This is a genomic window from Martinezella calliandrae, from assembly GCF_030272695.1.
Classification (GTDB): Bacteria; Pseudomonadota; Alphaproteobacteria; order Rhizobiales; family Rhizobiaceae; genus Rhizobium; species Rhizobium calliandrae.
The window spans coordinates 26,279-40,014 of the sequence record NZ_JARFYN010000041.1; the positions used below are offsets into that span (position 1 = coordinate 26,279).

Genomic DNA, 13,736 nt, shown 5'->3' on the forward strand with positions numbered 1-13,736 from the left:
CCATCGCATGAGGGAAAAACGCGGCCGAATGCCTATTCCGTCGTCACCCCCTGAAACGGCCGGACCTCGCGGCCAGGCATGAAGCAGCCGAGACGCTTGATTTCCCATTCCAGCTTGATGCCGGATTTCTCGAAGACTTCGCGACGAACCTGCTCGCCGAGATATTCGAGATCGTAGCCGGTCGCCTGCCCCATATTGATCATGAAATTGCAGTGCAGCGACGACATCTGCGCTCCGCCGATGACAAGCCCGCGGCAGCCCGCTTCGTCAATCAGGTTCCAGGCGGAATGTCCTTCGGGGTTCTTGAACGTCGAACCACCGGTCTTTTCGCGAATCGGCTGCACCGTCTCGCGATGCGCGCGCACGGCATCCATTTCGGCGCGAATCTTCGCTCGATCCTCGGGATAGCCCTCGAAAAGAACTTGGGTAAAGATCAGATCGTCCGATGCGGTCGAATGGCGATAGGAGTAGCCCATCTGCGCATTGGTCAGCACATGCTTCCTCCCCTTGCGGTCGAGCGCATGCACCTCGACAACGCGATCGCGCGTCTCACAGCCATTGGCGCCGGCATTCATGCGCGCCGCGCCGCCGATACCGCCGGGTATGCCGTAAAAGAAGTGGAAGCCACCGATGCTGTTATCCATGGCCATGGCGGCGACGTGCTTATCCGGGCAAATGGCGCCGGCCAGGATGCGGTTCTCACCGGCAAGCTCGACCGAACCGAAGCCCTTGGCGGACAGGCGCAGAACAACGCCCGCAATCCCGCCGTCACGCACCAGGATATTCGAGCCGACGCCCACCACCGTCAACGGCACTTCGGCTGGCAGTATCTTCAGGAAAGCGATCAGATCGTCGGTGTCGTGCGGCTGGAACATCAGCTCCGCCAACCCGCCGGCGCGAAACCATGTGACGCGATCCATCGGCGCATCCGGCGTCAACCGGCCGCGAATGTCTTTAATGCTGTCGCCGAGCGACGCCAGAAGCTTTTCCCCATTTACCTGTTTCATGCGGACTTACCCGAAAGGCCTTCCAATTCCTTTGGCAATGAAGCTGCCCAATAAGTGATGCTACCAGCCCCCAAGAGAACCACAAAATCACCCGGTCGCGCAATCTCCGCAACCATACGGGCAAGATCCTCTTGAGACGCCAGATAGCGCGCATCGCGATGGCCACCTGCCTTGATGCGCGACACCAGCGCCTGCGAATCCGCACCCTCGATCGGCTCCTCGCCAGCGGCATAGACCGGTGCGAGGAAAATGCTGTCGGCATCGTTGAAGCAGGCGGCGAATTCCTCGAACAGGCTCGACAGGCGCGTATAGCGATGCGGCTGATGGACAGCGATGATGCGGCCTTTGCAAGCCTCGCGCGCCGCCTTCAGCACTGCCTTGATCTCGACCGGATGATGACCGTAATCGTCGAAGACCTTAACTCCGTTCCATTCGCCGGTCAGCGTGAAGCGGCGTTTGACACCGCCAAAGGAGGCGAGACCCTTCGCGATAGCCTCATTGGAAATGCCGAGCCGGTTGGCGACGGCGATCGCCGCAGTCGCATTCGAAATATTGTGCCGGCCGGGCATTGGCATGACGAGATCCCTGATCTGGATCACCTTGCCGGTTCGGCGCCTGCGGATTTCGATATCGAACAGCGAGCGGGTTCCGTCGATGCGTACATTCATGAAGCGCACATCGGCCTGCGGATTTTCGCCATAGGTGATGACCTTGCGGTCCTCGATGCGGGCGACCAGCGCCTGCACTTCCGGGTGGTCGAGGCACATGACGCCGAAGCCGTAGAACGGCACGTTCTCGACGAACTGCCCGAAGGCGGCGCGCACGGCGTCGAAATTGCCATAGTGATCGAGATGCTCCGGGTCGATATTGGTGACGACCGCGACGTCGGCGGGCAGCTTCAGGAACGTGCCGTCCGATTCGTCGGCCTCCACCACCATCCACTCACCTTCGCCCATGCGGGCATTCGTGCCATAAGCGTTGATGATGCCGCCATTGATGACGGTCGGGTCAAGCCCGCCGGCTTCGAGCAGGGTCGCGACCAGTGAGGTCGTCGTGGTCTTGCCATGCGTGCCGCCTATGGCGATGGCGTTGCGGAAGCGCATCAGCTCGGCCAGCATCTCGGCGCGGCGCACCACCGGCAGCAGCTTTTCGCGCGCGGCTACAAGCTCCGGATTGTTCTTCTTGATGGCCGTGGAGACCACCACGACTTCGGCGTCGCCGAGATTGTCCGCTTTGTGACCAATATGGACCGGGATGCCCTTGTCGCGGAGCCGCTGCACATTGGCGCTCTCCGACTGGTCGGACCCCTGCACGCGATGACCGAGATTATGCAGCACCTCGGCGATGCCGCTCATCCCAATCCCCCCGATACCGATAAAATGCACAAGGCCGATAGCCTTCGGCAGCTTCATGCGCCCGCCCCCTTGAATTCCTGAATTGAACGTTTTGCGGCAATAGCCTCTACCAGATCCGCCAGCAAGCTCGCCGCATCCGGCTTGCCCGCCTGTTTGGCCGACGCCGCCATCTTCAAAAGCTTCTCCGGCATCGTCATCGCGCCGCGCAATATCGTCGACAGCTTCTCCGGCGTCAGCTCGGCTTGCGCAATGACCTTTACGCCGCCGGTCGCCGCAAGGGCCGCCGCATTGGCCGCCTGGTCGTGATCAAGGGCGTAAGGATAGGGCACGAGGATCGCCGGGCGGCCGATGACGGCGAGTTCGGACACCGTCGAAGCGCCGGACCGACAAAGAACGAGATGCGCAGCACCGATACGCTCGGCCATGTCGGTAAAGAACGGTGCGACATCGGCGTCCATTTCCAGCCGCCTGGTGCAGCTATTGACCGTCTCCATGTCCTCGGGGCGCACCTGCTGCGTGATGCGCAGGCGCTTGCGCAGCGGCTCCTCCAGCAGGCTGATCGCCGTCGGCACCGCCTTGGAGAAATATTGCGCACCCTGGCTGCCACCGAAGACCACCAGATTGAAAGGATCATCGGCGCCGGACGGCACATAGGGCCGTCTTGCTGCCTCGATTACCGCCGGACGCACGGGGTTGCCGGTCGTCACCGTCTTCTCGGCAAACGCCCCGCCCTTCTCCGGCAGGAAGCCGCCTGCGATCGCCTGGACGCGCCCGGCAAGCGCCTTGTTGGCGCGGCCCATGACGGCATTCTGCTCGTGAATCATGGTGGGCACACCCATGCGGGTGGCGGCAAGCAACGGCGGCACGGTCGGATAGCCGCCGAATCCGACGACGCACAGCGGCTTGATATTGCGGATCAACTTGCGCGCGGCGCGCATGCCCGTCCACAGCGTCCAGAGCGACCTGGCGACCTTGATGGGGCTCTTAGAGCCGATCGTTGCCGACGGCACGACATGAATCTCATCGGCGGGGAACTTGCCGGCATAGCGTTCGGCGCGGCTGTCGGTGACCAAGTGCACTGAATAGCCGCGCTCCCTCAGCTGATAGGCCAGCGCCTCTGCAGGAAATACGTGGCCGCCGGTTCCGCCGGCGGCAAGCAGGATAATGCCTTTACTCATGATCTTCGCTCCCGCGAATACCCCTCTACACGGGGCATCTCCGTAATATAGGAAGCCGCCATCCCCGCGTCACTGACGTACGTCAAGCGTCCTTCATAGACCCCCGTCCTTGCGAAAGCGAACAAAGAATAGGCGTAGTCCGGCAAATGCGGGTGACGTGTAGACCAGTCCAATACGATCACTCCGCCGGCAATCCATGCGTCACGCGAAAGAGTGTGCGGTCCTGCGCCCTCTTTTCCGGCCGATGGCGCGTGAGCGCGAGAATGAAGCCTGCCGTCACGCAGATGGCGGTCATCGACGAGCCGCCATAAGAGATCAGCGGCAAGGTCATGCCCTTGGCAGGCAGCAACTGCAGGTTCACGCCGACATTGATGATCGACTGAATACCGATCTGCAGTACCAGGCCGGCGACGGCAAAGCGGTTGAAATCGTTCTTTTCTCTATAGGCATGCGACAGACCGCGCAGCACCAGGAAGGCGAAGATGCAGACGAGTACCATGCAGAAGACGACACCGAACTCCTCGGCAGCAACCGAGAAGATAAAGTCGGTATGAGCATCGGGAATGATGCGCTTGACGATACCTTCACCCGGACCGACGCCGAACCAGTTGCCATGAATGATCGCTTCCTTGGCCGTATCGACCTGAAACGTATCGCCCTCGCCCGTCATGAACTTGTCGACGCGAAGCGCCACGTGGGGAAAGACGTAGTAGGCGGCCACGAAGCCGCCGGCACCAAGACCGCCGAGGACCCCGATCCACAGCCACGGCATGCCGGCCATGAAGAACATGCCGCCCCAGACGGCAGTGGTGAGAATCGTCTGCCCAAGGTCGGGCTGTGCAACGAGGAGCGCCGCAACGATGCCGAAGAGAATGATGGCAAAGAGATTGCCGGGAATTTCTGGCTGGCGCGCATGCTCGGCGAACAGCCAGGCGCAGACGACGACGAAGGCGGGTTTCATGAATTCCGACGGCTGGATGGAGAGCGCCGCGATATTGACCCAGCGCCGCGATCCCTTGACCTCGACACCGAAGAACAATGCAAAGAGCATCATCGCCAGCGAAACGACGAGCAGTATGACCGCCGTGCGCCGCACCTGCCGGGGCGACATAAAGGAGATGCCGATCATCGTCGCGATCGCCGGAACGAGGAACAGGGCGTGGCGCTTGACGAAATGGAAGGGTTCGAGCCCGATGCGCTCGGCGACTGCGGGCGACGCCGCGAAGGAGAGCATGAAGCCGATGCCGATCAGCAGGATGAATAGTGCCAGGAACACGCGGTCGATGGTCCAGAACCAATCGGCCAAGGCCCCACGCTCAACGCGGCTTACCATATCAATTGCCTCCAGTTGCTGAACCGACCAGCATGGTGACACCTTCGATCGCAGCCACGTGGCTGACGAAGGCATCACCCCTGACCTCGAAATTCTTGTACTGATCGAAGCTTGCGCAAGCCGGGGACAACATTACCGCCGACGCCGCATGTTCATCCCTGTCCGCATCGGCTGCCGCATGGGCGACCGCGCGCTCCAGCGTGCCTGAAATCTCGTAGGGCACCTTTTCGCCGAGCGTCGCCGCGAAGGCGGGAGCCGCCTCCCCGATCAGATAGGCCTTGGCGATGCGCTCAAATAGCGGCGCCAGCGACGTAATACCGCCTTCTTTCGGCAAACCACCGGCGATCCAGTAGATGTTGTCGTAGCTTGCGAGCGCCGGGGCGGCGGCGTCCGCATTGGTTGCCTTCGAATCATTGACGAAAACGACGCGGCCGCGCCGGCCGACCGGCTGCATGCGATGCTTGAGGCCCGGGAAGGATTTGAGCCCCGCACGAATCTGGTCCGCTGACAAGCCGACGGCAAGGCAAGCCGCGATCGCCGCCGCGGCGTTCTGCGCATTGTGGCCGCCGCGCAGCGTCTGGATGCCGTCGAGATCGGCAATTTCCGAGCTCGCCGCGGTCGCTGCTTGGATGATGCGGCTGCCCTCGGCATAAAGTCCGTCTGCCAGCGGATGCCGCCGCGAGATGCGGGTTACCTTGACGCCCGCCCGTTCGACACGGTCGGCGATCAGCCAAGAGTAGCTATCGTCGACGCCGATGATGGCAACGTCGCTACCGGCCACCAGCCGTTCCTTGATATCAGCATAGTGCTGCATCGTACCGTGCCGGTCGAGATGATCGGGCGTCAGATTGAGCAGAATGCCGGCCGAGGGATTGAGCGTCGGGGCGAGATCGATCTGATAGGAGGAGCATTCCACGACGTAGTAGCGCTCGGCCTTCGGCGGCTCCAGCGTCAGGACGGCCGTTCCGATATTGCCGCCGAGTTGCGTGTCGCGCCCGCTCGATTGCAGGATATGGGCGATCAGCGCCGTCGTGGTCGATTTGCCATTGGTGCCGGTGATGGCGATGAAGGGACAATCCGGCGCATGTGCCCGCCGCTCGCGGACGAAGAGCTCCACATCGCCAATGACTTCGACGTCGGCGGCATGAGCGAGGTCGACTGTCCAGTGGGGCTTCGGATGCGTCAGCGGTACGCCGGGTGACAGCACCAAGGCCGACAGCCCGTTCCAATCGATGGTTCTGAGATCGGCAACGGCAATGCCCTCGGCGCCGGCCTTCGCCACGCTGTCGGGATTGTCGTCCCAGGCGGTCACCTCGGCGCCACCGGCAACAAGCGCCCGTGCGGTGGCAAAACCCGAGCCCCCGAGGCCGAAGAGTGCGACCTTTTTCCCCTTGAGCGTGGTGACAGGGATCATCGCCGCCTCACCGGAGCTTCAGGGTCGAGAGGCCGATCATTGCCAGGATGACCGCGACGATCCAGAAGCGCACGACCACTTGGCTTTCCGTCCAGCCCTTCTTCTCGAAGTGATGGTGGATCGGTGCCATCAGGAAGACGCGGCGGCCGGTCATCTTGAAGAAGCCGACCTGGATGATGACCGAAAGGGCCTCCAGCACGAAGAGGCCGCCGATGATGGCCATGACGATCTCATGTTTGGTGGCGACCGCCACCGAACCGATCATGCCGCCGAGCGCCAGAGAACCGGTGTCCCCCATGAAAATGGCCGCCGGCGGCGCGTTGAACCAGAGAAAGCCGAGGCCAGCACCGATGACAGCACCGAGTACCACGGCCAATTCACCGGTGCCGGGCACGAAGTTGATCGCCAGATAGTCGGCGAAGACATAGTTGCCGGCGAGATAGGCGATAACGCCGAAAGAGGCGGCGGCAATCATGACCGGCACGATGGCAAGTCCGTCCAGACCGTCCGTCAGGTTCACGGCATTGCCTGCGGAAACGATAACGAACGCGCCGAACAGGACGAAAAACATGCCGAGGTTGAGCATGAAATTCTTGAAGAACGGAAACGCAATCGATGAGCCGAAGGTCGAACCAGCGGTGCCGGAGGACAGCGCCGTGTTCATCATGAAATAAACGGCGATTGCGGCGATGAGGAATTCGATGCCAAGGCGCGCACGGCCGGAAAAGCCCTTGTCGCTTTGCTTCGTGACTTTGAGATAATCGTCGTAGAAGCCAATGGCACCGAAGCCCAATGTAACCAGCAGTGTTGCGACCACATAAACGTTGGCAAGATCGGCCCAGAGCATTGACGACACGACGATGCCGGCCAAAATCATCAGCCCGCCCATGGTCGGCGTACCAGCCTTCTTGAAATGAGTCTGCGGACCGTCGGCGCGGATCGGTTGTCCCTTGCCCTGGCGTACGCGCAGGGAGGAGATGATTCGCGGCCCGAAGAGGAAGACGATCAACGCCGAAGTGAACAAAGCGCCGCCGGTGCGAAACGTGATGTATCTGAACAGATTGAGAAATCTGAAATGAGTACTAAAAAAATGAACGTGGTCCGACAGTTCGGCAAGCCAAATCAGCATAAGAGCCCTTTCTAAAGCCCCTGATGGGAATGGGGCTCCGTGTCGGGGAATGCAGGAAACTTGTCAAGCAAAGCTGCCACGATCTTCCCGAACCCTATCCCCAGCGACGATTTCACCATCAAAACGTCGCCAGGGGCGACCGAGTTGAGCACGAATTCCGAGAGCTCCTCCGTAGTCTCACGATATTCGACATGAACACTTTCCGGCAGCGCATCCCTCAACGCCGCCATCTCCGGACCTGCCAGCCAGACATGCTCGATGCCGGCGGCCAGCAGCGGACCGGCGAGATTGGCGTGCACTCGCTGGGCATAATCCCCCATTTCCAACATGTCGCCGAGGATGGCGATCCGCCCGCCCGCTCTGCTGCCGACATTGGCATCTGGCGAGGATGTCGCCAAAAGCGCAATAGCCGCGCGCATGGAGGCGGGATTGGCGTTGTAACTCTCGTCGATCAGCGTGAAATAGCCATTGCCGATCGCGCGTCTGTGGCGTTGCCCCCGGCCTTTTTCCGCCTTCAGCGTCGCCAGCGCATCGATCGCCTTGTCGAGATCGGCTTCGACGAGCATCACGGCGCCGAGAACGGCCAGTGCGTTTTCCGCGATATGCCGACCGGGCGCGCCGATCGCCACTTCCATCGTCTCGCCGCCAATCGTCAGCCATAGCGTCGAATTCTCTTCGGAGGCGTTGAATTCCGCCAACCGCACGTCGGCCTTGGCATGCTGGCCGAAACTGTGCACATGCTCGACGCCGGCGGTAAGCGCCGCGCGCTCAAGAAAATCGAACTGGTCGTTGTCGCGGTTGAGGATGACATGACCGCCTGGGGCGACGCCGTCGAAAATCTCCGCCTTGGCGGCGGCAATCTCGGTGATGTTCTTGAAATTGCCGAGGTGAGCCGGCGCGATGGTGGTGATGATGGCCACATGCGGCTGCACCATCTTGGTCAGCGGCCGGATTTCCTCCGGATGGTTCATGCCGATCTCGAAGATACCGAAATCAGTATCCTCGGGCATACGCGCCAAACTCAGCGGCACGCCCCAATGGTTGTTGAAGGAGGCGACGGAGGCATGCACCTTGCCCGATGGCGACAATGTCCGGCGCAGCATCTCCTTCGTCGTGGTTTTGCCGACCGAACCGGTGACGGCGATGATGCGCGCCTGTGCGCGCTGGCGGGCGGCAACACCCAGCCTGGCGAGTGCCGCCAACACGTCGTCGACGACGATCTTCGGCACCGTCAACCGGCCCATCGCCGGCAGCCGCGCCTCGCTGATCACAATCAATGCAGCGCCGTTGGCCATCGCCAGGTTGGCATAGTCATGGCCGTCGACGCGATCGCCCTTGATGGCGAAGAAAGCCTCGCCCGGCTTGATTGAACGACTATCGATGGAAATCCCAGTCACGCCCTCAGGCAGCGCTCCAAAAGAGCGGCCCGCAATGGCGGCGATCATGTCTTCCGTTGTCCATAGCCAGCTCAAGACCTTCCCTCCTCCAGTGCTTTGCGCAGTTCGGCATGATCGGAGAAGGGCAGCGTAACGCTGCCGATCGTCTGACCTTCCTCATGCCCCTTGCCCGCAACGATCAGCGTATCGCCGGATTTCAGCATGCCGACCGCCTCGCGGATTGCCTTGGCGCGATCGCCGATCTCGGTGGCACAGGGCGCTGCCGCCATGATCTCGGCGCGAATCGCCGCCGGCTCTTCCGAGCGCGGATTATCGTCGGTGACGACAACTACATCGGCGAGACGGCAGGCGATTTCGCCCATGATCGGCCGCTTGCCGCGATCGCGGTCGCCGCCGCAACCAAAGACGACGATGACGCGGCCGGTGGTGAACGGCCGCACCGAATTCAGCACGTTTTCCAAGGCGTCCGGCTTGTGGGCATAGTCGACATAGGCAAGCGCGCCGTCATGGGTATGGCCGACAAGCTCCAATCGCCCGGAAGCACCCGCGAGCTTTTCCAGCGCCGCCATGGCAAGCGGTGCGGCAACGCCGGTGGAAATGGCAAGACCCGCGGCAACGAGCGCATTGGCGATCTGGAAATCACCGGCAAGCGGAATATGAACTTCGAAAATGTCGTCACCGATATGAACTTCGGCGACCTGCTTATGACGGAAATGCTCGACGCGCTTCAGCGTCAGGAATTCGCCCTTTCGGCCGACGGTGCGTATATCCTGCCCTGCCTCGCGCGCAGCCGCGATCGCCTGTGCCGACCACACATCGTCGGCAAAGATTACCGCCGGCGAGCCCTTCGCTAGCAGATCCCGAAACAGCCGCATCTTGGCTGCCATATAGTCCTCGACCGTCGGATGATAGTCCATATGATCGCGGCCGAGATTGGTGAAGGCGGCGGCAGCGAGCCTGACGCCATCAAGGCGGAATTGGTCGAGGCCGTGGCTGGAAGCTTCCATCGCGGCATGGGTAACACCCTCGTCCGCAAGCTCGGCAAGCAGCTGGTGCAGCGACACCGGATCGGGCGTCGTCAGCGAGCCGTAATCGTTGCGCGTCGGCGAGACGACGCCGGTGGTGCCGATCATCGCCGCCGGATGACCCGCATGCGCCCAGATCTGACGGGTGAATGACGCCACAGAGGTTTTGCCGGCCGTGCCGGTAACGGCGACCATCGTCTCTGGCTGCCTGCCGTAAAGGCGCGAAGCAGCGACGGCGAGGAAACGGCGCGGCTCCGCAACGGTCAAAAGTGGCGCACCGGTGGCAAGGGCGCCATGGCCGGCGACGACGAGGGAGGCACCACGCGAAACGGCGTCGGCAATGAAACTTGCGCCGTCGGCCTTCGTGCCGGCGACGGCTACGAAAGCCATGCCGGGAGCAACCTTACGGCTATCGGCGGAAAGGCCTGTTATCTCAAGATCGCCAAGTGTCCCGCCGACTTGTTCGTTGAGTTCCGGAAACGCTGTTCCGGCAATGTCCCGCAAGTTCATCGAATATACTTTTCGCCTTCTTGATCAGTCCGCCCCTCGCGAATCGACCCGTGTATTCTTTCACGCTTAATAAGACACCAGCAAGGCCGAGTTGCCGTTTCCGAAGCTGGGTTGGATTCCGAGGATGGGTGCGGCCCGAGCGATGATATCACGGGCGATCGGCGCTGCCGTATAGGCCGAGATCGTGCCGCCGTGCTCACCGGTCTTCGGCTCGTCGCAGAAGGTCATGATGACATATTGTGGATTGTCGATCGGGAACGCGGCAAGGAAGGTGTTGAAATTCAGCGTGTGCGAGTAGCGGCCGTTGACGACCTTGTCAGCCGTGCCGGTTTTGCTGCCGACGTCATAGCCGGGTACACGGGCGGCACGACCTGACCCCTTGGAGCCGTTGAAATCGAGCAGGAAGCGGATATCGTCGCTGGTGCTCTTCTTGACGACGATCTTGGCGACCGCATCGGCTTGATCGCGGCTGCGCGGCAGAAAGGTCGGCTCGATGAGCTTGCCGCCGTTGACGAGAGCCGCACCGGCGACCGCCACCTGCAGCGGCGTGGTGGAGACACCGTGGCCGAAAGAAATGGTGATCGAGTTGATCTTCTTCCACACATGCGGCTGGCTCGGCATCTTCACTTCCGGCAGCTCGGTGTTCATCTTGGTGAGCAGGCCCATCTTGGTCAGGAATTCCTTGTGTGCATCGATGCCCACGAGGTCTGCGATCTTCGCCGTGCCGATGTTGGAGGAATACTGGAAGATTTCAGGGACGGTCAGCACACGATGCTGGCCGTGGAAGTCGTGAATGGTGAAGCCGCCGATACGGATTGGGTTGGTGGCGTCAAAGGCGTCACGCAGCGTGACCTTGCCGGAATCCAGCGCCATCGCCATGGTAAAGGTCTTGAACGTCGAGCCCATTTCGAACGTGCCATTCGTCATGCGGTTGAGCCAGCCTTCGGCGGCGCCCTCGTTGGGATTGTTTGGATCGAAGTCGGGCGCAGACGCCATTGCCAGCACTTCGCCGGTGCGAGCGTCGAGCACCGCCGCACCCGCACCCTTCGCCTGGAAATTATTGACGGCGTTGACGACCGCATCATGGACGATGTCCTGCACGCGCAAGTCGATCGAAAGCTTCACGGGCTGGAGCGGCTGGTTACTGGTCATACCAGCGGCCGCGAGATCGGCGAGACCCTGGTCGTCGATATATTTCTCCATGCCGGTAACGCCACGATTATCGATGTTGACGTAGCCGAGAATATGGGCGGCGGTCGAGCCACCCGGATAGAAGCGGCGCTTTTCCGGACGGAAGCCGATGCCGGGAATGCCGAGCGCCAGGATCTGGCTCTGCTGTTTCGGCGTCAACTGGCGGCGAAGCCAGGCGAAATGCGAGGTTTTGACCGCAAGCTTCCTATAGGTGCCCTTGGCGTCGAGGTCGGGCAGTACGGTGCGCAATTGCTCGACGGCCTCATCGGGATCGATGATCTTGTTCGGCTCTGCAAACAGCGACACCGTGCGAATATCGGTCGCAAGCAGGGCGCCGTTGCGGTCGATGATGTCAGGGCGTGAGGCCATGAGCCGGTCAGGCGGCAGAATGCTCGACGTCGTATCCGGCGGCGTCATGGCAAACTCGGCAAGGCGGCCGCCGATGATTAAGTAGACGACGGCGAAGCTCGCGACCAACAGAACGACACGGCTCTTGGCCTGATTGGCCTTGCGTTTGCGGGCACCTTCGAAGGTCGAGCCTCTGAAACCGTCATTCGGGCGGTTATTGCCGTCGGTGGAGAAATGCGCCTTGCTTTTCAGGACCATGATGCGCGAAAGAAAAGACATCACTCGTCCACCGATCCGGTTGCGATATTGTCGACTTCTTGTTTCTTGCGCTTTGGCAAGGGCGGCGCCTTGGCGACCGGACGCGGCGCGGGAGCGGCGGCGACGTCGGCAATCGCCTTCCTGATTTCCGCATCGGTCGTGTCGCCATTCTTCGACGCCGCCACGGCATTCTTGCTGCCAGGCGTCTTGGCGCTGCCGCCCTTGGTGCCATCCTTGGTATCGGCAACGATTTCGGGCGGAAGCTGCGAGCGCAGCATCGGCAACTCGTTCGGCTGCACGATCGAGGTCGACAGCGTCGGCTGCAGCTTGAGTTCGTCGCTATAATTATTGACCAATCGCTCCAGGCGGTTCGGCTGCACAACCAGCGCCCAGTCCGCCTTTAGAAGCTCGATCGTGTCCTTTTCCAGCTTGATCTCCGATTCGAGGCGATGAACTTCTTCGAGCTTCAGCTCGGCACGATGCTTGATGGTGTAGGTAACGCTGGCCATCGCCGTCATGACGCCAATCAGAACGATGTCAAAAGTCTTCAGCATATCAACCTCCGAGCTTTCCGAGACTGGCTAGATTGGGCAGATCGAAGATCGAGAAATCAGCAGCCTCGGCCGGGGCAGCTGTGCGAAGACCGGCGCGCAGCTTGGCCGAACGCGCCCGCGGATTGGCCTCTGCCTCGGCTTCGCTGGCTGAAACCATCGACTTGCCGATGGGGTCGAAGGTTGCCAGCCGCTCATGCACCATGGGCATATGACGGGAGCCCGCGGCGCGGCCGGAGCGATCGGCGAAGAACTTCTTGACGATCCGGTCTTCCAGGGAATGAAAGGTCACGACGACCAGGCGCCCACCCGGCTTCAGGACCCGCTCGGCGGCAAACAGAGCCTGAGCCAGCTCGCCAAGCTCATCATTGACGAAGACGCGCAGCGCCTGGAAGACGCGGGTTGCCGGATGAATCTTGTCCTTGGCCTTTCGCGGCGTAACGATCTCGATCAATCCGGCAAGGTCACGGGTGGTAACGAACGGTGCTTCCGCCCGACGCTTTTCGATTGCATGGGCGATGCGCGGTGCTTGCTTCTCTTCGCCAAGAAAGGCGAAGATGCGAATGAGGTCGGCGAGCTTGGCGCGATTGACGACATCGGCAGCCGATACGCCGCTTGCCGACATGCGCATGTCGAGCGGGCCATTCTTGCTGAACGAGAAACCGCGTTCGGCCTCGTCGAGCTGCATGGAGGAAACGCCGATGTCCAGCACGACGCCATCAAGCCCACCCTGCGGCGCGTGGTCTCCAAGCTGCGAAAACTGCGAATGAATGAGAGAAAGACGGCCGGCATTGGCGGCAACCATTGCCTGGCCTGCCGCAATCGCAGTCGGATCACGATCGAGCGCGATCACATCGGCACCACCGGCCAGAATAGCCGAGGTATAGCCACCGGCACCGAACGTGCCATCTAGAATGAGCTTGCCGGCGGACGGCGCCAACGCCTCGAGCACCTCGGCAAGAAGAACCGGAATGTGGCGAACCGGTCCGCCACCGGCATCAGTCGAGCCTCCGCCAGGATTCGCCACCATTCCGTTTCCC

The 13,736-nt window shown here is 61.6% G+C and carries 11 protein-coding genes; all 11 read right to left on the reverse strand.

Translation table 11 applies throughout. From position 1 onward, the window contains the following. Positions 1–32 precede the first annotated feature (32 nt). Positions 33–1,007, reverse strand: a complete 975-nt coding sequence (gene murB, locus PY650_RS25520; RefSeq protein ID WP_285882375.1) for a UDP-N-acetylmuramate dehydrogenase — start codon at positions 1,005–1,007, stop codon at positions 33–35. Further along, the gene (gene murC / locus PY650_RS25525; RefSeq protein ID WP_285882376.1) at positions 1,004–2,419 is read right to left on the reverse strand and encodes a UDP-N-acetylmuramate--L-alanine ligase; all 1,416 of its coding nucleotides are present in this window, start codon (positions 2,417–2,419) and stop codon (positions 1,004–1,006) included. The genes murB and murC overlap by 4 nt, the downstream gene beginning before the upstream one ends. Beyond that, on the reverse strand, positions 2,416–3,540 hold the full coding sequence (gene murG, locus PY650_RS25530) for an undecaprenyldiphospho-muramoylpentapeptide beta-N-acetylglucosaminyltransferase (protein WP_285882377.1): 1,125 nt from the start codon (positions 3,538–3,540) through the stop codon (positions 2,416–2,418). The genes murC and murG overlap by 4 nt, the downstream gene beginning before the upstream one ends. A gap of 178 nt (positions 3,541–3,718) precedes the next feature. Continuing rightward, positions 3,719–4,873, reverse strand: coding sequence for a putative lipid II flippase FtsW (gene ftsW / locus PY650_RS25535; protein WP_285882378.1), 1,155 nt, complete (start codon positions 4,871–4,873; stop codon positions 3,719–3,721). Between the two features lies 1 nt (position 4,874). Beyond that, positions 4,875–6,287: a UDP-N-acetylmuramoyl-L-alanine--D-glutamate ligase gene (gene murD, locus PY650_RS25540; protein WP_285882379.1), complete on the reverse strand. Its 1,413-nt coding sequence runs from the start codon at positions 6,285–6,287 to the stop codon at positions 4,875–4,877. A 7-nt stretch (positions 6,288–6,294) separates the two neighbouring features. Continuing rightward, positions 6,295–7,416: a phospho-N-acetylmuramoyl-pentapeptide-transferase gene (gene mraY, locus PY650_RS25545; RefSeq protein ID WP_285882380.1), complete on the reverse strand. Its 1,122-nt coding sequence runs from the start codon at positions 7,414–7,416 to the stop codon at positions 6,295–6,297. Positions 7,417–7,427: 11 nt separating this feature from the next. After that, a complete protein-coding gene (locus PY650_RS25550; protein ID WP_285882381.1) occupies positions 7,428–8,888 on the reverse strand; it encodes a UDP-N-acetylmuramoylalanyl-D-glutamyl-2,6-diaminopimelate--D-alanyl-D-alanine ligase in 1,461 nt (486 codons plus the stop codon). After that, on the reverse strand, positions 8,885–10,348 hold the full coding sequence (locus PY650_RS25555) for a UDP-N-acetylmuramoyl-L-alanyl-D-glutamate--2,6-diaminopimelate ligase (RefSeq protein ID WP_285882382.1): 1,464 nt from the start codon (positions 10,346–10,348) through the stop codon (positions 8,885–8,887). The genes PY650_RS25550 and PY650_RS25555 overlap by 4 nt, the downstream gene beginning before the upstream one ends. Before the next feature lie 66 nt (positions 10,349–10,414). Further along, positions 10,415–12,166 (reverse strand): peptidoglycan D,D-transpeptidase FtsI family protein, encoded by a 1,752-nt coding sequence (locus tag PY650_RS25560; RefSeq protein ID WP_285882383.1) that lies wholly within the window; start codon positions 12,164–12,166, stop codon positions 10,415–10,417. Then, positions 12,166–12,699, reverse strand: a complete 534-nt coding sequence (ftsL, locus tag PY650_RS25565) for a cell division protein FtsL (RefSeq protein WP_285882384.1) — start codon at positions 12,697–12,699, stop codon at positions 12,166–12,168. Before ftsL ends, PY650_RS25560 begins: the two co-directional genes overlap by 1 nt. 1 nt (position 12,700) lies before the next feature. Continuing rightward, positions 12,701–13,726 carry a 16S rRNA (cytosine(1402)-N(4))-methyltransferase RsmH gene (gene rsmH / locus PY650_RS25570; RefSeq protein WP_285882385.1) on the reverse strand — a complete coding sequence of 342 codons (1,026 nt, stop codon included), beginning with the start codon at positions 13,724–13,726 and terminating at the stop codon, positions 12,701–12,703. Between the last annotated feature and the right edge of the window lie 10 nt (positions 13,727–13,736).